The organism is Streptomyces sp. NPDC002886, from assembly GCF_042888445.1.
Lineage (GTDB): Bacteria > Actinomycetota > Actinomycetes > Streptomycetales > Streptomycetaceae > Streptomyces.
The window spans coordinates 1,209,462-1,229,745 of the sequence record NZ_JBIAPV010000002.1 but is presented as its reverse complement, the minus strand read 5'-3'; the positions used below and the strand labels follow the sequence as shown (position 1 = coordinate 1,229,745).

At 70.6% G+C, this 20,284-nt stretch carries 22 protein-coding genes and 1 tRNA gene; 14 read left to right on the top strand and 9 right to left on the bottom strand.

Features of this window, described 5'->3' with window-relative positions; all coding sequences use genetic code 11:
- Positions 1 to 6 precede the first annotated feature (6 nt).
- Positions 7 to 1,272 (bottom strand): PTS transporter subunit EIIC, encoded by a 1,266-nt coding sequence (locus ACFYYB_RS11790; protein ID WP_389434810.1) that lies wholly within the window; start codon positions 1,270 to 1,272, stop codon positions 7 to 9.
- Positions 1,273 to 1,678: 406 nt separating this feature from the next.
- Positions 1,679 to 2,980, bottom strand: a complete 1,302-nt coding sequence (locus ACFYYB_RS11785) for a PTS transporter subunit EIIC (protein WP_389434809.1) — start codon at positions 2,978 to 2,980, stop codon at positions 1,679 to 1,681.
- A gap of 165 nt (positions 2,981 to 3,145) precedes the next feature.
- On the opposite strand from ACFYYB_RS11785, the gene ACFYYB_RS11780 reads away from it, so the two are divergent.
- The 4 genes from ACFYYB_RS11780 to rdgB all read left to right on the top strand — a co-directional run bounded on the left by ACFYYB_RS11780 (position 3,146) and on the right by rdgB (position 5,545).
- A complete protein-coding gene (locus ACFYYB_RS11780) occupies positions 3,146 to 3,499 on the top strand; it encodes a glucose PTS transporter subunit EIIB (RefSeq protein WP_389434808.1) in 354 nt (117 codons plus the stop codon).
- A gap of 141 nt (positions 3,500 to 3,640) precedes the next feature.
- Positions 3,641 to 4,372, top strand: coding sequence for a ribonuclease PH (gene rph, locus ACFYYB_RS11775; protein ID WP_266877871.1), 732 nt, complete (start codon positions 3,641 to 3,643; stop codon positions 4,370 to 4,372).
- Positions 4,373 to 4,496: 124 nt separating this feature from the next.
- On the top strand, positions 4,497 to 4,883 hold the full coding sequence (locus tag ACFYYB_RS11770) for a hypothetical protein (RefSeq protein ID WP_389434806.1): 387 nt from the start codon (positions 4,497 to 4,499) through the stop codon (positions 4,881 to 4,883).
- 44 nt (positions 4,884 to 4,927) lie between these two features.
- Complete coding sequence (rdgB, locus tag ACFYYB_RS11765) at positions 4,928 to 5,545, top strand: RdgB/HAM1 family non-canonical purine NTP pyrophosphatase (protein WP_389434805.1); 618 nt, start codon at positions 4,928 to 4,930, stop codon at positions 5,543 to 5,545.
- Positions 5,546 to 5,603: 58 nt separating this feature from the next.
- Here rdgB and ACFYYB_RS11760 read toward each other — a convergent pair.
- The 3 genes from ACFYYB_RS11760 to bcp form a co-directional block, all read right to left on the bottom strand.
- A tRNA-Leu gene (locus tag ACFYYB_RS11760) sits at positions 5,604 to 5,687 on the bottom strand.
- Positions 5,688 to 5,729: 42 nt separating this feature from the next.
- The gene (locus ACFYYB_RS11755; protein ID WP_389434804.1) at positions 5,730 to 6,752 is read right to left on the bottom strand and encodes an HNH endonuclease; all 1,023 of its coding nucleotides are present in this window, start codon (positions 6,750 to 6,752) and stop codon (positions 5,730 to 5,732) included.
- 141 nt (positions 6,753 to 6,893) lie between these two features.
- The gene (gene bcp / locus ACFYYB_RS11750) at positions 6,894 to 7,361 is read right to left on the bottom strand and encodes a thioredoxin-dependent thiol peroxidase (protein ID WP_250741149.1); all 468 of its coding nucleotides are present in this window, start codon (positions 7,359 to 7,361) and stop codon (positions 6,894 to 6,896) included.
- 64 nt (positions 7,362 to 7,425) lie between these two features.
- Between bcp and ACFYYB_RS11745 the strand changes: the two genes are divergently transcribed.
- The 3 genes from ACFYYB_RS11745 (at position 7,426) to ACFYYB_RS11735 (ending at position 8,701) form a co-directional block, all read left to right on the top strand.
- The gene (locus tag ACFYYB_RS11745; protein ID WP_389434803.1) at positions 7,426 to 7,794 is read left to right on the top strand and encodes a DUF3618 domain-containing protein; all 369 of its coding nucleotides are present in this window, start codon (positions 7,426 to 7,428) and stop codon (positions 7,792 to 7,794) included.
- 46 nt (positions 7,795 to 7,840) lie between these two features.
- Entirely contained in the window at positions 7,841 to 8,185 is a 345-nt protein-coding gene (locus tag ACFYYB_RS11740; protein ID WP_243337241.1) for a co-chaperone GroES, read from the top strand.
- A gap of 195 nt (positions 8,186 to 8,380) precedes the next feature.
- A complete protein-coding gene (locus ACFYYB_RS11735; RefSeq protein ID WP_030026576.1) occupies positions 8,381 to 8,701 on the top strand; it encodes a multidrug efflux SMR transporter in 321 nt (106 codons plus the stop codon).
- Positions 8,702 to 8,758: 57 nt separating this feature from the next.
- Here ACFYYB_RS11735 and ACFYYB_RS11730 read toward each other — a convergent pair whose 3' ends face one another.
- Positions 8,759 to 11,215: a transglycosylase domain-containing protein gene (locus ACFYYB_RS11730; protein ID WP_389434801.1), complete on the bottom strand. Its 2,457-nt coding sequence runs from the start codon at positions 11,213 to 11,215 to the stop codon at positions 8,759 to 8,761.
- 186 nt (positions 11,216 to 11,401) lie between these two features.
- Between ACFYYB_RS11730 and ACFYYB_RS11725 the strand changes: the two genes are divergently transcribed.
- The 5 genes from ACFYYB_RS11725 to ACFYYB_RS11705 all read left to right on the top strand — a co-directional run bounded on the left by ACFYYB_RS11725 (position 11,402) and on the right by ACFYYB_RS11705 (position 16,496).
- Positions 11,402 to 12,229, top strand: a complete 828-nt coding sequence (locus ACFYYB_RS11725) for an ABC transporter permease (RefSeq protein ID WP_389434799.1) — start codon at positions 11,402 to 11,404, stop codon at positions 12,227 to 12,229.
- A 25-nt stretch (positions 12,230 to 12,254) separates the two neighbouring features.
- Positions 12,255 to 13,112, top strand: coding sequence for an ABC transporter permease (locus tag ACFYYB_RS11720; RefSeq protein ID WP_389434798.1), 858 nt, complete (start codon positions 12,255 to 12,257; stop codon positions 13,110 to 13,112).
- Positions 13,113 to 13,114: 2 nt separating this feature from the next.
- Entirely contained in the window at positions 13,115 to 14,098 is a 984-nt protein-coding gene (locus ACFYYB_RS11715; RefSeq protein ID WP_389434796.1) for an ATP-binding cassette domain-containing protein, read from the top strand.
- Positions 14,099 to 14,223: 125 nt separating this feature from the next.
- Positions 14,224 to 14,955 carry a DUF1707 domain-containing protein gene (locus tag ACFYYB_RS11710; protein ID WP_389434794.1) on the top strand — a complete coding sequence of 244 codons (732 nt, stop codon included), beginning with the start codon at positions 14,224 to 14,226 and terminating at the stop codon, positions 14,953 to 14,955.
- 98 nt (positions 14,956 to 15,053) lie between these two features.
- On the top strand, positions 15,054 to 16,496 hold the full coding sequence (locus ACFYYB_RS11705) for a DUF445 domain-containing protein (RefSeq protein ID WP_389434793.1): 1,443 nt from the start codon (positions 15,054 to 15,056) through the stop codon (positions 16,494 to 16,496).
- Between the two features lie 163 nt (positions 16,497 to 16,659).
- On the opposite strand, the gene ACFYYB_RS11700 is transcribed toward ACFYYB_RS11705, so the two are convergent.
- The 3 genes from ACFYYB_RS11700 to ACFYYB_RS11690 all read right to left on the bottom strand — a co-directional run bounded on the left by ACFYYB_RS11700 (position 16,660) and on the right by ACFYYB_RS11690 (position 18,134).
- Entirely contained in the window at positions 16,660 to 17,430 is a 771-nt protein-coding gene (locus ACFYYB_RS11700; RefSeq protein ID WP_389434792.1) for a class I SAM-dependent methyltransferase, read from the bottom strand.
- Between the two features lie 162 nt (positions 17,431 to 17,592).
- A complete protein-coding gene (locus ACFYYB_RS11695) occupies positions 17,593 to 17,892 on the bottom strand; it encodes a hypothetical protein (protein ID WP_243337221.1) in 300 nt (99 codons plus the stop codon).
- A 65-nt stretch (positions 17,893 to 17,957) separates the two neighbouring features.
- A complete protein-coding gene (locus ACFYYB_RS11690; RefSeq protein ID WP_389434790.1) occupies positions 17,958 to 18,134 on the bottom strand; it encodes a hypothetical protein in 177 nt (58 codons plus the stop codon).
- A gap of 192 nt (positions 18,135 to 18,326) precedes the next feature.
- Here ACFYYB_RS11690 and ACFYYB_RS11685 point away from each other — a divergent pair, with 192 nt between their 5' ends.
- Together ACFYYB_RS11685 and ACFYYB_RS11680 are read left to right on the top strand one after the other, a co-directional pair.
- Positions 18,327 to 18,869, top strand: a complete 543-nt coding sequence (locus ACFYYB_RS11685; RefSeq protein WP_327306537.1) for a GNAT family N-acetyltransferase — start codon at positions 18,327 to 18,329, stop codon at positions 18,867 to 18,869.
- A gap of 26 nt (positions 18,870 to 18,895) precedes the next feature.
- Complete coding sequence (locus tag ACFYYB_RS11680; protein WP_389434788.1) at positions 18,896 to 19,465, top strand: hypothetical protein; 570 nt, start codon at positions 18,896 to 18,898, stop codon at positions 19,463 to 19,465.
- The last annotated feature ends 819 nt before the right edge of the window (positions 19,466 to 20,284 follow it).

Genomic DNA, 20,284 nt, shown 5'->3' with positions numbered 1-20,284 from the left:
GGAGACCTACTTGGCCTCGGCCTTCTCCATCTCCGCGAGCTCCTCGTCGGACTCGCGGCCCGGCGTCGGGAGGTTGAACTTGGTGATCGCGAAGCGGAAGCCGAAGTAGTAGACCGCTGCGAAGACCAGGCCGATCGGAAGGATCAGCCAGGGGGACGTGGCCTTGTTCCAGCCGAGGCCCAGGTCGATCAGGCCGGCGGAGAAGGTGAAGCCCGCGTGGACCCCGAGCGCCCAGGTGACGGCCATGGACACGGCGGTCAGGACCGCGTGGATGGCGTACAGGACCGGCGCGATGAACATGAAGGAGAACTCGATCGGCTCGGTGACACCCGTGACGAACGAGGTGAGGGCGAGCGAGACCATCATGCCGGTGACCGCCTTGCGGCGCTCCGGACGGGCGCTGTGGGCGATGGCCAGGGCGGCGGCCGGGAGGCCGAACATCATGATCGGGAAGAAGCCGGTCATGAACATGCCCGCGTCCGGGTCGCCGGCGAAGAAGCGGGTCAGGTCACCGTGGACGACGGCGCCGGTGGCGTCGGTGAAGTCACCGATCTGGAACCAGGCGACGGCGTTGACGAACTGGTGCATGCCGATCGGGATCAGCGCGCGGTTGATGAGGCCGAAGATGCCCGCACCGACGGAGCCGAGGCCGGTCATCCACTCGCCGAAGTTGGTGATGACCTCACCGATCGGCTCCCAGGCCAGGCCGAAGAAGACACCGACGATGACGCCGACGAAGGCCATGATGATCGGGACCAGGCGGCGGCCGTTGAAGAAGCCGAGCCAGTCCACCAGCTTGGTGCGGTGGAAGCGCTGCCACAGGACCGCGGCGAGCAGACCCATGATGATGCCGCCGAGGACGCCGGGGTTGTTGTACGTCGCGGCGACGTCCACACCCTTGTTCTCGGTGGTGTTGATGACGGCCTCGGTCACCGGGAAGGCGGTGAGGACGTTCTTGTAGACCAGGAAGCCGACCAGGGCCGCGAGGGCGGTGGAGCCGTCGGACTTCTTCGCGAAGCCGATCGCGACACCGATGCAGAAGAGCAGCGGCAGGTTGGCGAAGACCGCGTCACCGGCGGTGGCGAAGACCGTGGCGACCTTGCCCCAGCCGAGGCCGTCCTTGCCGAAGACGTCGGGCTGGCCGAGGCGCAGCAGGATACCCGCGGCCGGCAGAACGGCGATCGGCAGCTGAAGGCTGCGGCCGACCTTCTGCAGACCCTGGATCAGGCCGGAGCCCCGCTTCTTGGCGGGAGCGGCGGTGGCCGTACTCATCAACTTCCTCCAGTGGACAAGACGCTGCCTGGGGACATGGCAAAAAGGGGGGATGGCGGCGTCTCAGGAAAGGGGAGGACCCCGGGCCGAAAGGCCTACGTGGTCTACACCACTCAGTGGTGTAGACCAGTTGTAGCACGGTGAGGTCCGCGTAAGGAACCCACCAATTCCGTGGTGGAAGACACACCGGGACATACATGGCAAAGGCCTCCGGACCCTGTGGGTCCGGAGGCCTTCGTCTCTTATTTGTCTGTTCTGGGAGGGCTTAAGGCATCGCGCGGAAGGACGTTCGGCCACCCCGGAGAGGGGGCCTCGGGAGGGTCCCGGCGGGGCCTTCGCGGCGACTCGGGGGTACTTCCGGCCCTCTCCGCCGGGCGCCGCGCACGGGCCGGAAGTCCCTTCGGGCCTACGCCTTGGTGTTCTCCGCCTGCATCACCGCGATCTCCTCGTCCGACTCCCGGCCGGGCGTCTTGATGTCCCACTTGGTGATCGCGAAGCGGAAGATGCCGTAGTAGACGACCGCGAAGCAGAGGCCGATCGGAATGATCAGCCAGGGCTTCGTCGCCAGGCTCCAGTTGATGAGGTAGTCGATCAGGCCGGCCGAGAAGCTGAAGCCGTCCTTGACGCCGAACGCCCAGGTCACCGCCATCGACACGCCCGTCAGCACCGCGTGGACCGCGTACAGCAGCGGCGCCAGGAAGAGGAACGAGTACTCCAGCGGCTCGGTGATGCCGGTGACGAAGGAGGTCAGGCCGACCGACAGCATCAGACCGCCGACCTCCTTGCGCCGGGCCGGCTTCGCGCAGTGCGTGATCGCCAGCGCCGCTGCCGGGAGGGCGAACATCATGATGGGGAAGAAGCCGGTGGTGAACTGTCCCGCGCTCGGGTCGCCCGCCAGGAACATCGGGATGTCACCGTGGACCGTCTGCCCGTCCGGCTTGGTGTAGCTGCCGAACTGGAACCACACCGGCACGTTCAGGAACTGGTGCAGGCCGATCACCAGCAGTGCGCGGTTCGCGATGCCGAAGATGCCTGCGCCCAGGGAGCCCAGACCCACCAGCCAGTCCGAGAAGCTCTCCAGCGCGTCGCCGATCGGCGGCCAGATCAACAGGCACAGGACGGCGAAGACGATCGCCACGGCGGTCATGATGATCGGCACCAGGCGGCGGCCGTTGAAGAAGCCGAGCCAGTCGACCAGCTTCACGCGGTGGTAGCGCTGCCAGAACCAGGCGGCCAGCAGGCCCATGATGATGCCGCCGAAGACCCCCGGATTCTGGAAGGTGTACTCGGCGAAGGTCTGGTCGGGGCCCAGGCAGCCGCCCCCGATGTCCTTCGTCCCCGACGGGCAGTCCTTGGGGAAGACGCGCAGCACGCTGCGGTAGACGAGGAAGCCGACCACCGCCGCGAGGGCGGTCGAGCCGTCCGCCTTCTTGGCCATGCCGATCGCGACGCCGATGCAGAAGAGCAGGGGCAGACCGAGGTCGGCGTTGAGCAGGGCGCCGCCCGCGGCGGCCACGACCTTCGCGACGTTCGTCCAGCCCAAGCCGTCCTTGCCGAACACGTCGTCCTGCCCGAACCGGTTCAGGATGCCGGCCGCGGGCAGCACGGCGATCGGCAGTTGCAGGCTCCGGCCCATCTTCTGCAGCCCTTGGAACAAGCCGTTCCACCACTTCGGCTGTGGCACTGCTGCGGCGCTGCTCGCGCTCATCCGCGTCCTCCCTGACCGGCCCGTTTTTGGCAGTCGCGACACTTGCGGCACACTGGTGTAGACCACTTGTGTTGCGGTCGCATTTCACCCGCCTTCAGGGCAGGTTGGTGCTGATCATCATCATTCGGCAGATACCGGGCATGTGCCCGCGTAGCTGGGCCAATCGTGGGCTACCGTGACGAAGCGGACCGCCCCTGTTGGTCGGTCGGTCGGGCGGCGGGCGTGCAGACGCCGGGCGCCGGATGTCAGTCGGACTCGTTCTTCGTAGAACTCAGGGAGAAACACATGGCCACCAAGGCTGAGAAGATCGTCGCCGGGCTCGGCGGCATCGAGAACATCGAAGAGGTCGAGGGCTGCATCACCCGCCTGCGCACCGAGGTCATCGACCCGAGCAAGGTCGACGAGGCCGCGCTGAAGGCCGCCGGCGCCCACGGCGTCGTCAAGATGGGCACCGCGATCCAGGTCGTCATCGGCACCGACGCCGACCCGATCGCCGCCGACATCGAAGACATGATGTGAGCTGAGCCCACCGGCTCACGCGCGCCCCTGCGCGCACCCGTACGAGCGCCCCGCGCGCGCACCCGTACGTACGACAGGACCCCGACCGGACGCACCCGGACGGGGTCTTCTCGTTCCCCCACACCGGCTAGGCTCGGTGCCATGTCTCGCATCGACGGCCGTACGCCCGAACAGCTCCGCCCGGTCACCATCGAACGCGGATGGAGCAAGCACGCAGAGGGCTCCGTCCTCGTCTCCTTCGGGGACACCAAGGTCTTCTGCACCGCCTCCTTCAGCGAAGGCGTCCCGCGCTGGCGCAAGGGCAGCGGCGAAGGCTGGGTCACCTCCGAGTACTCGATGCTGCCCCGCGCCACGAACACCCGCGGCGACCGCGAATCCGTACGCGGCAAGATCGGCGGCCGCACCCACGAGATCTCCCGCCTGATCGGCCGCTCGCTGCGCGCCGTCATCGACTACAAGGCCCTCGGCGAGAACACCATCGTCCTGGACTGCGACGTCCTCCAGGCCGACGGCGGCACCCGCACCGCGGCCATCACCGGCGCCTACGTGGCCCTGGCCGACGCCATCGCCTGGGGCCAGGGCAAGAAGCTCATCAAGGCCGGCCGCAAGCCCCTGACCGGCACCGTCGCCGCCGTCAGCGTCGGCATCGTCGACGGCGTCCCGCTCCTCGACCTCTGCTACGAGGAGGACGTGCGCGCCGAGACCGACATGAACGTGGTCTGCACCGGCGACGGCCGCTTCGTCGAGGTCCAGGGCACGGCCGAGGGCGAGCCCTTCGACCGCAAGGAACTCAACGCCCTCCTCGACCTGGCCGCCGGCGGCTGCGCCGACCTGGAAGCCCTCCAGCTCAGCGCCCTGGAACTCACGCTCTGACGTCGGCGGCAACCGCGCGGCCCGTCCGCGCGTCTCTTGGCATACGGGTGCACGGCGTCGAAGCCGTGCGCCCGTCCATGTATCCGCGTATCCGCGCATCCGCATCATCCTCCTGGGGGCCGAAGTGAAGCCGAAGTACCGCCTGGCAGCCGTCGCCCTGACGGCAGCGCTCGCCATACCCGCGATCACCTCCTGCGACGCGATCTCGACCGCGATGGACTGCGCGAGCACGGCGGTCGCCATCACGGACGGCGCCAACGACCTCCAGCAGGCGGTCTCGCAGGCCGGCAACAGCCCGCAGGACGCACAGAACGCGCTCAACGCCATCGAGGCCAACCTCAAGAAGGTCGGCGACCAGACGGACAACGCCGACCTGAGCAAGGCCATCTCCTCGATGAACACGGCCGTCCAGAACGTCCGCACCTCCATCGAGGGCGGCACCACGACCCCCGACGTCACCCCGGTCGCGGACGCGGCGAAGGAAATCTCGAAGGTCTGCACCCCGGGCTGAGCCCGCGGCCCGGAGGCCGCCGGGCGGCCCGGGATAATGGCCGCATGACCTCCACGCAGCCCAGCCGCCTGATCCTCGCCACGCGCAACGCGGGCAAGGTCACCGAACTCCGCGCCATCCTGTCCGCCGCCGGCCTGCCGCACGAGCTGGTCGGCGCGGACGCGTACCCGCAGATCCCGGACGTCAAGGAGACCGGCGTCACCTTCGCGGAGAACGCCCTCCTCAAGGCACACGCCCTGGCCCAGGCCACCGGGCTCCCGGCCGTCGCCGACGACTCGGGGCTCTGCGTGGACGTCCTGAACGGCGCCCCGGGGATCTTCTCGGCCCGCTGGGCCGGCGCCCACGGCGACGACGCCGCGAACCTCGCCCTGCTCCTGGCCCAACTCGGCGACATCGACGACGAACACCGCGGCGCCCACTTCTTCTGCGCGGCCGCCCTCGCCCTCCCGGACGGCACGGAACGCGTGGTCGAGGGCCGCCTCCTGGGCACCCTGCGCCACACCCCGGCGGGCACGGGCGGCTTCGGCTACGACCCGATCCTCCAGCCCCTGAACGAGTCCCGCACCTGCGCGGAACTCACGGCGGACGAAAAGAACGCCATCTCCCACCGAGGCCAGGCCTTCCGAGCCCTGGTCCCGGCGGTCCGCGAACTCCTGGGCTGACGCCGCCCGGACCATGCCGAAGGCCCCCTACGCGGCTGCGTGGGGGCCTTCGTGTACGTGCGGTCGGAGGGACTCGAACCCTCAAGGGATTTCTCCCACAACTACCTAAAAGTTGCGTGTAGGCCAATTCCACCACGACCGCGACTAACCGGTCAATTCGGACATCAGGCTTGGCCGGCTGCGGCTAGTGTACGACTGCCTGGCTCCGGCGGGCGACACCGTTGCGGCCGCGGCCTCCGCGGCACCAGGTGTCGGTCAGCGCATGGCAGTTGGGGCACAGGTAGCGGAGGTTTTCGCGCCGGTTGTCGCGCCAGTCCCCGTTGATGTGGTCGATGTGGAGCGTGATCGGCCGCCCTAGCCATTCGCCGGGGTTCCCGCAGTTCGCGCAGGTGCAGGGAACTCCGACCTCCTGGAGTGCGCGGTGGAGGCGGGGCCGCTTGAGCCGGGTGGACTCCTCTGGGAGGACGCCGAGGGTGTCGGGTGCGACGGCTCTCGGCGTCACAGCTATGCCGGAAGCCCAGGGGCGCCGCTTGAAGTGATCCACGTCGAGCCCGAGTTGGGCGACGCGTCGGCGTACCCTGCGGTGATTGACGTCGTCGACTTTGAGACCGAGGGCGCGCATGAGGTCCGCGTAGCTGTTCGCCTTCGGCGCGGCGGAGCGCAGGACTTCCTCGGGGATGGTCAGCCGGGCATTGCGGAAGTGTGTGGTGTCGATGCCGTAGGTCCGGAGCATTCTCCCGAGAACGGATCGGGACCGACTGTCGTCGGCCATGCCCAGCGCGCGAGCCGTACCGCGGATGCTGTCAGCGCAGGCTGCCGCTTCGGCGAGCTCTGTGGAGGTGAATGGCAGTTCGATCACCTCACGCCGCATGCCGGTGAAGTGGCTCGTGTCGATGCCCGCTGCCGTCATGCGTCGGACGATGTGCGACAGGGCGCCGGTGGCAGGGCGTATGCCGAGCTTGAGGGCCACCTCGCGCAGTGTGCTGGATGACGCGGCGGCCGCCGCTATCGCCTCGTCCGGGTACTTGCGCCACGGACTGCGCTTCGCGAAGTGGCTGCTGTCGATCCCGAAAGAGGCGACCCTCTCCTGCAGTGTGCGGCGTCGTCCGCCGCTCTCCTTGAGGTGGAGTCGTCGCATGAGGTCTGCCCAGCCCTTCGAGGCGGCGACGGCGGCTGCCAGTGTGTCTCGGTCGTACGGGTCGGTCATGGGTTCCTCCGGATCGGCCGCGCGTGCGGCCCTCGTACGGAGTAACGGACCGATAGTCGGACAGTTACGGGCGGTTTCGTCCGGCATGCAGAACGGCCCGCACCGGGTGGGTGCGGGCCGCTGCGTAAGGAGACGGGCGGGTCAGATGCCCAGGTCCTTGATGATCTTGGCTACGTGGCCCGTGGCCTTGACGTTGTAGAGGGCGCGTTCGACCTTGCCCTCCTCGTCGACGATCACCGTGGAGCGGATGACCCCGGTGACGGTCTTGCCGTACAGCTTCTTCTCGCCGAACGCCCCGTACGCCGTCAGGACCTCCTTCGAGGGGTCGCCGACCAGGGTGACCTTCAGGTGTTCCTGCTCGCGGAACTTCGCCAGCTTCTCCGGCTTGTCGGGCGAGACGCCGATGACGTCGTAGCCGGCCGTGGCCAGCACCGCCAGGTTGTCCGTGAAGTCGCAGGCCTGCTTCGTGCAGCCAGGCGTCAGCGCGGCCGGGTAGAAGTAGACGATGACCTTGCGGCCCTTGTGGTCGGCGAGCGAGATCTCGTTGCCGTCCGCGTCGGGCAGGGTGAAGGCGGGGGCGATGTCGCCCGGCTCAAGTCGCTCGCTCATGCTCAACAGTCTCCTCAAGAGGGGATCGGTACGAAGTCGAGACTAAGCTGCTGACTGACTGTTCATGGCGGGCTACGCCCGCCATGGGACCGACCACGACGACGGAGGCAGCGCGGTGCCGGAAGCCAGGACCCCCGCACAGATCGAGGCGGACATCGTCCGCCGCCGCGAGCAGCTCGCCGAGGCGCTCGACGAGATCGGGGTGCGCATGCACCCCAAGACGATCGTCGGGGACGCCAAGGCGAAGGTGGTCGGGAACATCGACCACGTCGTCGGTCGCGCCGTGGCGACGGTGAACCGTCTGGTGACCGATGCCGGCGACGGGCTGCGTCACGAGGACGGCGCCCCGCGCGTCGAGCGGATCGTGCCGGTCGCGCTGCTCGCGATCGGTGTCGTGGGGCTGCTGGTGATCTCGGCGCGACGCAAGCGCTGAGGCCCCGGCGGGGTGCGGGGCGGGTGTGGCCGGGTAGGTTCGGTGCGTGAGCGAGAACACCACCACCCACGACAAGCTGCCCATCCGCATGCTGCACGACCGCGTGCTCGTGAAATCCGATTCGCCGGAGGGTGAGCGCCGCTCGGGCGGCGGCATCCTGATCCCGGCGACGGCCGCCGTCGGCAAGCGCCTGGCCTGGGCCGAGGTGGTCGCGGTCGGGCAGAACGTACGGACCGTCGAGCCCGGGGACCGGGTGCTGTACGACCCCGAGGAGCGGGCCGAGGTGGAGGTCCGCGGGGCGACGTACCTGCTGATGCGGGAGCGGGACCTGCACGCCGTGGCCGCCGAGCGGCTGGAGGGGTCGGAGGACTCCACGGGGCTTTATCTCTAGATCGTGCGTGTGAGTGTGCGTGTGCGTGTGGGAAGGGCCGGTGACCATCGTCACCGGCCCTTTTCGTTGTGCTTTGCTACGGTAGGAGAGAACCCCCGACGAGACGCGCCGTACCGGGTGGCTGTCGCGCTGTTGCCGATGGCTGCATGACAAGACGACGCACCCCGTTCCGCTCTCGTCCCGGAGGTGCCTGTCATGGCCTGGGTTCTGCTTCTTCTCGCCGGTCTGCTCGAAGTCGGCTGGTCGATCGGCATGAAGTTCACCGAAGGCTTCACGCGGCTGTGGCCGAGCGTGTTCACGGGCGCGGGCATCGTGGCGAGCATGGTGCTGCTGTCGTACGCCGCGAAGACCCTGCCGATCGGTACGGCGTACGGCGTCTGGGTCGGTATCGGCGCCGCCGGTGCGGCGGTGCTCGGTATGGCGGTGCTGGGGGAGCCCGTCACCGCCGCCCGGATCTTCTTCATCTGTCTGCTGCTGGTCGCCGTGGTGGGGCTGAAGGCGACCTCCGGTCACTGAGTGAGGACCCGGTCGACCGCTGCGACCGCCGCGACCGGGTCGACCGGGTCGGCCGGGTCACTCCAGTAGGTCCGCCGGTGGGCGTAGGCCCTCGGTGGCGCCGCCTTGGGTGCCCGTTGTCGTGCCGTTCGTGGTGCCGTTCGTGGTGCCGCCGTCGGTCTGGCCGCCCGTGGTCTGACCTCCGGTGGTTTCGCCGCCGGTGGTCTGACCTCCGGTGGTTTCGCCGCCCGTGGTCTGGCCCCCGTCCGTCCGGCCTCCGGTGTTCTGGCCGCCCGTCGTGCGGCCTCCGTCCGTCTGCCCGCCCGTCGAAGGGCTCCGCGTCGGGCGGCCCGGCCGGCCCGAGGGGCGGTCGCCCGGGGTCTCCTCCTCGGACTGGCTCGGGTTCGGCTCCACGGGCGGGGGCGGCGGGGGCCGGTTGGCGCCGGGCATGAGCTCCAGGTCGAAGTCCACGGGGTCGCTGTCCGCCAGGGCCGTCTTCGTGTACTGGGCCCAGATCCGGGCCGGGTAGCCGCCGCCTCCGATGCGGGCCTCGCCCAGGGCCCCGTAGAGGGATTCCAGGGAGCCGGTGTCCGGGTCCTGGCCCATCATCGAGACGACCGTGACCAGGTTCGGGGTGTACGCGGCGAACCAGGCCGAGCGGTCGAGTTCGCCGGTCCCCGTCTTGCCGGCGGCCGGGTGGCCGGCGGCCAGGGCGGCCGTACCGGTGCCGTTGTCCACGACGCTGACCAGCATGGACGTGGTGGTGTCGGCGGCTTCGCGGCTGACGGCCTGGGCCGGGTCGCGGGGCGGGAGCGGGACGGTGTCCCCGGCCTTGGTGATCTTCTCGACGAAGGTGTGCGGGGTGTGGCGGCCGTGGGCGGCGAGGGTCGCGTAGGCCTGGGTCATGTCCAGGACGCTGGCCTGCATGGTGCCCAGTGCCATGGCCGGTCCCGCGTCGAAGTTCGGGGTGTTCTCGGGGATGCCGAGGGCGATGGCGGTCTGCTTGACCTTGTCGGTGCCGACGTCGACGACCATCTGGGCGAAGACGGCGTTGACGGAGAGGTCGGTGGCGGCGTTGACGGTGATGTTGCCGTAGCTGACCTGCCCCTCGTTCTCCGGCGCGTAGGGGATGCGGGTGCCGACGACGCGCCGCTTGTTGTCGCCGTTGTAGATCGTGTACGGGGTGATCGTGCGGCCGTCCTGGGTGCGGGAGTCGTTCTGCACGGCGGAGGCGAAGACGAACGGCTTGAAGGTGGAGGCCACTTGGTAGTCGTGCCGGGTGGCGTTGTTGACGAACTGCTTGGTGTAGTCGATGCCGCCGTACAGGGCGACGACCTTGCCGGTGGCCGGGTCGATGGAGACGGCACCGGTGCGTACGACGCGGTCCGCCTTGCGCTTGGCGGGGTCGAGCTTGCTGACCATCTTGTCGTTGACGGCGTCGACCATGGCGGTCTGACGGGTCTTGTCGATGGTCGTGTTGATGCGGTAGCCGCCCTCGGCGAGGGTCTTGTCGTCGAGGATCTTGTTCTCGACGATGTAGTCCTTGATGGCCTCGACGAGGTAGCCGCGCTGTCCGGAGAGGCCGGCGGCCGGGCGGACCTTGCCGGGCTCGGGGAACTGGGTGGTCGCGCGTTCGGCGGGCGTCATCCAGCCCTTCTTGACCATGCCGTCGAGCACGTAGTTCCAGCGGGCGGTGGCGCGGCCGCGGCCCTGGGGGTGGGCGACGACGTCGAAGGCGCTGGGGGAGTTGAGGAGGGTGGCGAGGTAGGCGCCCTCGGCGGTGGTGAGCTTGCCGACGTCCTTGCCGTAGTAGGCCTGGGAGGCGGCCTGGATGCCGTAGGCGTTGCGGCCGAAGTAGCTGGTGTTCAGGTACCCCTCGAGGATGTAGTTCTTCGACTTCTCACGACCGAGCTTGATCGCGATGAAGAACTCCTTCACCTTCCGCTTGATCGTCTGTTCCTGGCCCAGGTAGTAGTTCTTGACGTACTGCTGGGTGATGGTCGACCCGGACTGGGTGCCCTTGCCGGTCGCGGTGTTCCAGGCGGCGCGCAGCATCGCCGCGGGGTCCACGGCCCGTTCGGAGTGGAAGTCGCGGTCCTCGGCGGCCAGTACGGCTTCCTGGACGGTCAGGGGGATCTGGGAGAGCGGCACGTTGACGCGGTTGACCTCGCCGTCGCGGGCGAGCTGGGTGCCGTCGGTGTAGAGGTAGACGTTGGACTGCGCCGTGGCGGCCGCGTTGGCGGGCGGGATGTGGACGAGCAGGTAGCCGGCCACGAGGGCGCCGCAGACGAGCAGGGCGAGCAGCAGGAACGTGCCCAGGACCATGCGCCAGGTCGGGAGGAGCCGGCGCCAGCCGGTGCGCTTGCGTTTGGCCTTCTTGGCGGCCTTGGCCTGCTCCTTCCGGGCCCTCTTCGCTTCCTTGGCCGTGGGTGGCGCTCCGGATGGCCGGGGCGCGCCGGTGCCCGGAGCCGGCTGTCCGTCGGGGGTGTCGGGGTCGCGAGGCGTCCAGCCGGGCGGTGGTGACGGGTCGCTCATCTCCGGGACTCCTCGGCGCCGTACGAAATATCCACATCTGTACCTCATGCTGTCTACCCGATGGCCGCCGGTTCCGCTCCGGACGGGCGTAATTCGTTCGCGTGGATCGCCCCTCCGCACTAAGCTCGCGCGCTTTGGCCGACGTAGGAACGACGCAGCTAGGACCTGGGAAACGGAGGGGACGAGGTGCGCCAGCCGGTAGTGGGACGAGCCGGGCTCTACGGGGCGGTCGCGGCCGGGGGCTTTCGCAGGTACGCCACCTACGGGACGGCCACCGCGGCCGGGGTGTTCACCAACACCGTGTTCGGTTTCATCCTCGCCTACACGTACATCGCGCTCTGGGACGAGCGGCCCGGGCTCGGCGGCTACGACCAGTCCGAAGCCCTGACGTTCATGTGGGTCAGTCAGGCGCTGCTCTCCGCGGGGGCGCTGATCGGCGGCGGCTTCCAGGAGGAGTTCCAGGAACGCGTCCGTAGGGGTGACATCGCCGTCGACCTGTACCGTCCGGCCGATCTCCAGGCGTGGTGGCTCGCGGGTGATCTGGGCCGGGCGGGGTTTCAACTCCTGGGCCGCGGCGTAGTGCCGCTGGTGATCGGGGGGCTCGCCTTCCAGCTGGCGCTGCCCACCGCTCCGCTGCGCTGGCTGCTCTTCCTGGTGTCCGTGCTCCTCGGGCTCGTCGTCAGCTTCGCGCTGCGCTACCTGCTGGGGCTGGCGGCGTTCTGGCTGATGGACGGGGCCGGGATCAACATGATGGCCACCGTCGTCTCCATCTTCTGCTCCGGGATGCTGCTGCCGCTGACCGTGTTCCCGGGCGGCTTCGGGGAGTTCGTCCGCGTCCTGCCCTGGGCCGCGATGCTCCAGGTCCCGGTGGACGTCCTGCTCGGCGGGGGCGCGGGGGCCGCGCGTACGGCGGGGGCGCTGGGCTTCCAGGCCGCGTGGGCGGTGGTGCTGCTCGGGCTGGGGCGGCTGGTGCAGTCGGCGGCGACGCGGAAGGTGGTGGTCCAGGGTGGTTGAGCGGGTGGCGGAGGGCGGGGCCGGGGTGAGCGTTGCGAGGGCAGCGGCGGAGCTTGTCGTCCCGCGGCGGAGCCGGGTCCTGGAAGGGCTGCGCGGCTACGGGCTGATCGCCGCGATGTGGATCCGGTCGACGATGACGTACCGCACCTCCTTCTTGCTCTCCGCCTTCGGCAACGCGGCCGTCACGCTCCTCGACTTCGTCGCGATCATGATCATGTTCTCGCACGTGGACGAGCTGGGCGGCTTCACGCTGCCCGAGATCGCCCTGCTGTACGGGTCCTGCTCGGCCTCCCTGGGCCTGGCCGACCTGCTGCTCGGCAACACCGACCGGATCGGCACCCGGATCCGCGACGGCTCCCTCGACACCATGCTGGTGCGCCCGGTCCCGGTGCTCGCGCAGGTGGCGGCCGACCGCTTCGCGCTGCGCCGGCTCGGGCGGATCGGGCAGGGGCTCGCGGTGCTGGGGTGGGCGGTCTCGGAGCTGGACCAGGTGCACTGGACCGCCGGGAAGGCACTGATGGTGCCGGTGATGATCATTGCCGGGGCGGCCATCTTCGGCGCGGTGATGGTGGCCGGCGCGGCCTTCCAGTTCGTCGCCGGGGACGCCGCGGAGGTGCAGAACAGCTTCACCTACGGCGGCTGCACCATGCTCCAGTACCCGCCGACCGTCTTCGCGAAGGACCTGCTGCGCGGGGTCACCTTCATCGTGCCGCTCGCCTTCGTCAACTGGCTGCCCGCGCTGTACGTGCTGGGCCGGCCCGATCCGCTGGGGCTGCCGGGGTGGGTGGCGTTCGCGAGCCCGCTGGTGGCCTTCGTGGTGTTCCTCCCCGCGTCGCTGGCCTGGCGCGCGGGCGTTCGTTCGTACCGCAGCACGGGGAGCTAGCCATGTCGGATCCGGAAGCGCTGATTTCACTGCACGAGGTCGAGAAGGTCTTCGACGTACGGCGCCGGGTGGGCCTGGTGCGCCGGGAGAAACGGCAGGTCAGGGCCGTGGACGGGATCAGTTTCGAGGTGGCCCGGGGCGAGATGGTCGGCTACATCGGGCCCAACGGCGCCGGCAAGTCCACCACCATCAAGATGCTGACCGGCATCCTCACCCCCAGCGGCGGCCGGCTGCGGGTCGCCGGCATCGACCCGGCCCGGGAGCGGATGCGCCTCGCGCACCGGATCGGCGTGGTGTTCGGGCAGCGCACGACGCTGTGGTGGGACCTTCCGCTGAAGGACTCGTACGCGCTGATGCGGCGGATGTACCGGATCCCGGCGGCGCGGTTCGCGCAGAACATGGAGCGCTGCGTGGACCGGCTCGACCTCGCCGAGCTGCTCGACGTACCCGTACGGCAGCTGTCGCTGGGGCAGCGGATGCGCGGGGACATCGCGGCGGCGCTGCTGCACGACCCCGACGTGCTGTACCTGGACGAGCCGACGATCGGGCTGGACGTGGTGAGCAAGGCGAGCGTACGGGGCTTCCTGCGGCAGCTGAACGAGGAGCTCGGCACCACGGTGCTGCTGACCACCCACGACCTCCAGGACATCGAGCAGCTCTGCGAACGGGTGATGGTGATCGACCACGGGCGGCTGGTGTACGACGGCTCGCTGGGCGGACTGCACACGGCGGACGGCGCGGACGGTGCGGCGGTGAGCGAGCGGACGCTGGTGGTGGACCTGGAGCGGGAGCTCCCGCCGATCGAGGTGGCGGGGGCGCGCGTGGTGAAGGTGGAGGGCGCGCGGCAGTGGCTGGCCTTCCCGGCGAAGGCTTCGGCGGCTCCACTGGTGGCGGCGGTGGCGGCGGAGTACCCGCTGCTGGACCTGTCGGTGCGGGAGCCGGACATCGAGGACGTGATCGCGCGGATGTATGCGGGGCGGGGGTAGGGGGGGAGAGGGGTAGGGGGTAGGAGGTGGGCGGGTCGGGTCAGGGGTTAAATCAGGGACAACCCTGAGCCGGAGCGGGGTTCGGCCCGTACCGCTCCGGGGGGTGACTGCATAGGCTGGGCCGTATGAGTGATGAGCGACCTGAGACGCCGTTGCCGCCGTTGCCCGAGAAGTCGCCGCTGCCCGAGCTGAGGGCCTCGGACGCCGACCGGGAGCGGGTGGTGGACCGGTTGCGGGAGGCCGTCGCCGAGGGCCGGCTCGATATGGACGAGTTCGAGGAGCGGCTGGACACGGCGTACCGGTCCCGCACGTACGCGGAGCTCGAACCGCTGACCCGGGATCTGCCCGCGCCCGGCGCGACGGCCCCGATCGCGGCCGCCCCGGTGGGTCCGGTCGGGCTGACGAAGGGGGTGCCGGCGGGTTCGGTGGCCGCCTGGCCGGACCGGATCGTGGGCGGGGGAGGAGCGGCGGGCGGCCCGGCGATGGCCGTGGCGGTCATGTCGGGCTTCCAGCGCAAGGGCAACTGGACCGTGCCCGCGCGGTTCCACACGGTGGCGTTCTGGGGCGGCGGTGAGATCGACCTGCGCGAGGCGAACTTCGCGGAGCGGGAGGTGGTGATCAACTGCGTCGCCATCATGGGCGGCATCGAGATCATCGTGCCGCCGGGCATCGAGGTCGACGTACGCGGCATCGGCGTGATGGGCAGCTTCGAGCAGCGCGACAGCCCCGGCCCCGTCGAGGCGGGGGCTCCGCGGGTGGTGGTGACGGGCCTCGCCTTCTGGGGCGGGGTCGAGGTGAAGGTGAAGCCGCCGAAGCAGCGGTCGGTCTCGAAGCAGAAGCCGCGCAAGGAGCTGTAGGCGGCCGGCGGCTGCCTGGAGGGGCCCGCGGGGTCCCTCAGCCGGGGGACGAGTACGGCGCGCCGGGAACTCCCCGGGCGCCCCGGGAGTCGGATGCTATGGAGTCGGACGCTTTGCGGACGAAACCGTCGCCCGGGGGAAGGCAGGAGCACGTGGAGCAGGGCAGCACGACGACTACGGAGGAGGCCGAGCCTTCGCCGACGTCTTCACCGACTTCTTCGTCGAAGTCGTCGGAGTCGTCGACGACGTCACCGGCTGGGCCGGCCGCGGCGCGCGGCGGGTTCGTGTTCAGCGAGGCGGACGAGGAGCGCCGCCGCGGCGTCCGCCGGATGAAGCGGACCGCCACCGGCCTGCTGATCCTCGTCGCGCTGATCTACGTGGCGGCGAAGTGGGCGGAGCACGCGGGCGCGGGCGGCTGGGCCGGGTACGTGGCAGCCGGCGCCGAGGCGGGCATGGTCGGCGCGCTCGCGGACTGGTTCGCCGTCACCGCTCTCTTCCGGCGGCCGCTCGGCCTGCCCATCCCGCACACCGCGATCATCCCGACGAAGAAGGACCAGCTCGGGGTCTCGCTCGGGGAGTTCGTCGGGGAGAACTTCCTCTCCGCCGACGTGGTCCGTACGAGGCTGCACGCCCTCGGCATCGGCGGCCGGCTCGGTGCCTGGCTGGCCGAGCCCGCGCACGCCGACCGGGTCACGGCGGAGCTGGCCACGGCCCTGCGCGGGGCGCTGACCGTCCTGCGGGACTCCGATGTGCAGGCCGTCGTGGGCGAGGCGATCACGCGGCGGGCGGAGACGGCGGAGATCGCGCCGGGCATCGGCAAGACGCTGGAGAAGGTCGTCGCGGACGGCGGCCACCGCCGGGTCGTGGACCTGGTGTGCGCGCGGGCGTACGACTGGCTGGTCACCCACGCCGAGTCGGTCGAGGCGGCGGTGCAGGGCGGGGCGCCGGGCTGGACCCCGAGGTTCGTGGACCGCAAGATCGGCGACCGCGTCTACAAGGAACTGCTCCGCTTCGTCCAGGAGATGCGGGACATGCCGGAGCACCCGGCGCGCGGGGCGGTGGACCGCTTCCTCGCGGACTTCGCGGCGGACCTCCAGTCGGACACGGAGACGCGGGCGCGGGTGGAGCGCCTGAAGTCGGAGATCCTGCAGCGGGAGGAGATCCAGGACGTGATCGCCTCCACCTGGACGGCGGTCCGCTCGATGATCATCTCCGCGGCGGAGGACGAACGCAGCGCGCTGCGCCTGCGGGTCCGTTCCTCGCTGATGTCCCTGGGCTCGAGGCTGGCCACGGACGGCCGGCTCCAAGACAAAGTGGAGGGCTGGATCGAGGGCGCGGTGGTGTACGTGGTCACCACGTACCGCAAGGAGATCACCTCCTTGATCACGGACACGGTGGCGGGCTGGGACGCCGAGCACACCTCGCGCAAGATCGAGGCCCACATCGGCCGCGACCTCCAGTTCATCCGCATCAACGGCACGGTGGTCGGCGCCTTGGCGGGCCTCCTGATCTACACGGTGTCACGGGCCTTCGGGGCGTAGGGCGCCTCGGCGGGGCGGGGCGCCGGTGGCGGGGCGGCGGGGCAGTGCCCGGCGGCTACGGGGCCGGGGCGACGGGGTCCGGCGACCGAGACGGCCCCGCCCCGGCCGGGCGACGCGCCGGCCGGGCATGGCGGGCGGCGCCGTACGGGCCCCCGGGGCGTGGTCAGCGGCGCCGGGCGAGATGGACGACCAAGTCGGCCACGATCTCGACGCGGGCGGGCAGGACCCGCGCGATCCGGTGGAACACCTGCTCCCGCTCGTGAGCCGGGAGCGCGGCATAGGCCGAGACGGTGGAGAGGTAGCCGGTGTACTCGTCGGCGCTCATCGCCAGCCGGCGGTCGATCACGACCTGCCGCACACCGCCGAACCAGGCGGAGCCGGCCCGCCGCAGTTCGGTCCCCGGCCACTGCATGGCGTCCCCGGGTGGTGTTCCGTCCGGAGACGGGACCTCGTCGCTCTCCAGGAACGGAGCCCGTGCCGCACGAACGGCTTCGGTCACGGCGGGGTCGGCCGGCCGCACCTGCCCGCCTGCCGAGGCGAACACCCCCGCCGGCTCCAGCAGGGCGGCCACCCGCGCCCACCGGCCCTCCGGATCGGTCCAGTGCAGCGCCGCCACCGCGTAGACCAACCCGTACCGCCGGAGGCCCGGCCGCAGGTCCTCGAGGGAGGCCCGTACGGTCCTGACGCCGGCGGCCCGCACGTGCTTGCGCAGCTCGGCGAGCATGGCACCGTCCGGGTCGGTCGCGGTGACCGCGACCCCCTGTCCGGCGAACAGCCGGGTCGCTTTCCCGGTCCCGGCCCCGATTTCGAGGGCGCTCGTGACCGGACCGCCGGCGTACTCCCGCACGAGGTCGAACAACTCCGGGGGATACCCCGGCCGGAACCGCTCGTACGTTTCCGCCCGCGCTCCGAAGCTCAGCGCACGATCGGGCATGCCGGAGCTCCTTGCTCGAAGGGGATGCCCGCACGGGGCCGCGTACCGCGGCGGGCGGGCCGGACGGGACCGGATGTGACCCGGGCGGGGGACGGGGCAGGCCCCGGCGCGGCCGGCCCGGGCTTCGTCCGAGGGACTTCGGACAGGGGCCCCGGCCGGGGTTCAGCCCCGGTCGGCAACCGCCCACGACGCGGCGGCGACCACACCCGCGGCGCCGATGACCGCCGGCCAGGCGCCGACCTTCTTGGCCAGCGGGTGCGCACCGGCGAAGCCGGCGAGGTACAGCGCGCCGAGCCCGGCGGCGGCCGGAACGCCGCCGCGCTTGTGCCACTCCCGCCCGGCCACGACGCCCGCGGCACCGAGGACGACACCGCCGAGCGGCCGCTTCTTGGTCCACCGCGCGACGGCGTAACCCCCGACCAGACCGGCGGCCGCCACTACAGAGCTCGGTACCCGTGCCATGCTGTCCAACTCCCTCACCTCATCGGTTCATCGGTTCATACGCGCACACCTATTCGCCCCCGAGGCTAACTCGACCGCTTGACCACCCGCCGGGCCCCCACCGCGGCCAACACCAGTACGGCACCGCCGATCACCGGATCCGGCACCGCGTCCCGCACACCGCGCGGCAGCACCGCCACCACGCCCAACACGAGCAGAAACGCGAGCCCGCACCCGCCGACGGCCCGAAGGAGTCTGTCCACGTGCTGCTCAACGCGGCCGCCCGGCCGCCCGACACGGACCGCACCGAGGGGATTTGTCGCACACTCGCCGGATCCGCGCGATGTCTGCTGATGGAACCCGATGGGCATAAATTCAATCTCCCACCCAAAGGGGCAAACCACCCCGGCCCCACCCGCCCGCCCCACCCCACCCACATCAGGAGCCAGGACATCGTGATCTGCTACGGACAGGCCGTCCTCGACCTCGCGGACGAACTGGTCGACGCCTACGCCGACGTCTTCTCCGCCCCGCCGTGGAACGAAGACGAAGAAACCATTCGCCAGTTCGCCGCCCGCCTCCCGGCCGACGCCAGGCGCCGTGGTTTCCGTACCGCATTCATCCAGTCCGCCACGGGCATCGACGGCTTCGCGACGGGCTGGCTCACCCCGGCGGCCTTCCCGAAGAACCGTGCGTACGCCCAGGTCGCGGCGCAGCTCGGGTCGGCCCGGGTGAAGGAACTCCTCACCGGGGCGCTGGAGATAGACGAACTCGCGGTACGCCCCTACGCACGCGGCCGCGGCACCGCCCGGGACCTCCTCGCCGAGATCACCACCGACGCCCCGGACCGCCGCGCCTGGCTGCTGACCAGCCGCCTGGCCAAGAACACGGTGGCCACGTACCGCCGCCTGGGCTGGCACGAGGTAGCCCCCCTCCCCGGCACGGAGACGGGCGTCATCGTCTTCCTGTCCCCGGACCACCCGAACCGAGCGGCCTAACCCGCCTACGCCTACAGTCCCGGCTCGTGACCGATGCCGCGCACCGCACCGCTGCGGACGACGACGCGCTTCTGGAGAGGCTGCACGCCCTCGCGTGGGGCTCGGAGAGCGTGCCCGCCTCTCGTGGGTGCCTCCCGGATCAGCCGTTCCCGCCTCTGACGAACGCGGAAGTGGACCTTGCCGAACGCAGCCTCGGGTATCCCCTGCCTGGATTGCTCCGCCGCATCTACACGGAGGTGGGCGACGGGGGGTTCGGGCCGGAGGGTGGCCTTGCGTCGCTGACGCCGCGCCATGTTCCGCGTTGGCACGTGCCGGACTGGCATTGCGCGACAACCATCCACGCCGAGCGGGCGGGGCGGGGGGCGTCGGCGTCGTGGTTCTTCTTGACGGGCGGCGGCTGCACGATGGAGTGGTACGTCTCCCTGATAGCGGTTGATCACCCGGTGCTGCTCTGGGATGCCGACGGCTGGGAACCGGACTGGGGTCAGGACCCTCATGACGGCCTGCGGTATGCGGCGCCATCACTGCGCCAGTGGCTGTGGACCTGGGCGGACGGCGGCAACGTCTGGGACGAAGCGCTGGCACAACCCGATTAGGGACCGGACCATCGGTCGACGACAGAACTTGCGCACTCTTCTGCGCGGGCGTCCTGCCCGGCGCGTGCTCCTCGGCTACTTGATCGCTCGTGTACAGCCCCGGCTGCGACGGGTCGGCAGGAGGCGGCTCCGTGCTTCCGGCCTGGCCTCGGTGGAGGAGCGGGCGGGCCTGGGGGCGGTCGCCCGCAGCTGGGACGGGCCCGCCGCCTGCCGGGAACCCGTCCAACCGGCCGCCGACCGCTGAGAGATACCCCCGCCCTCACGGAGCACCCCCGCGGGCACTTGGCTCTGGCCGACGACCCGACCGGCCGCCAGGCGGATGGCCCGACAGACCCCCAGCCGGCCACCAGCCCCACCGGCGGCCCTACCGGCACTTCTACCGACGGCTCAGCGAGGGCTCTACCGAGGGCTCTACCGAGGGCTCTAGCGACGGCTCTAGCGACGGCTCTACCGTCAGGCTCATCGTTCGACTGCCTGCCAGGCACATCGTCAGGGCCATCGATCGCCCGACCGGCACGCCCACCGGCCGGATCCGGGGAGCCCTGGCGCTCCGGTCGTGTTCCATACCGCCGGCGCGACCGAACCTGTCCGCCACCGGAACGACGGGTCGCGCGACGCGAAGCGTCACCGGACGTGCAGGACGGCCGAGGGTGGCGGAGGACGGCCGTGAGGGCGCCCACGGGCTGCTCCGAAACATCGCCCAGCGGGGCGTCCAAGCACCTCGAACAGGGCATACCGCGCCCATGAACCCCACCACAGGCACCACACGAACCACACCCGCCAGCCAGGCCACGCACCCGGCCCACCCGGCACAGCCCA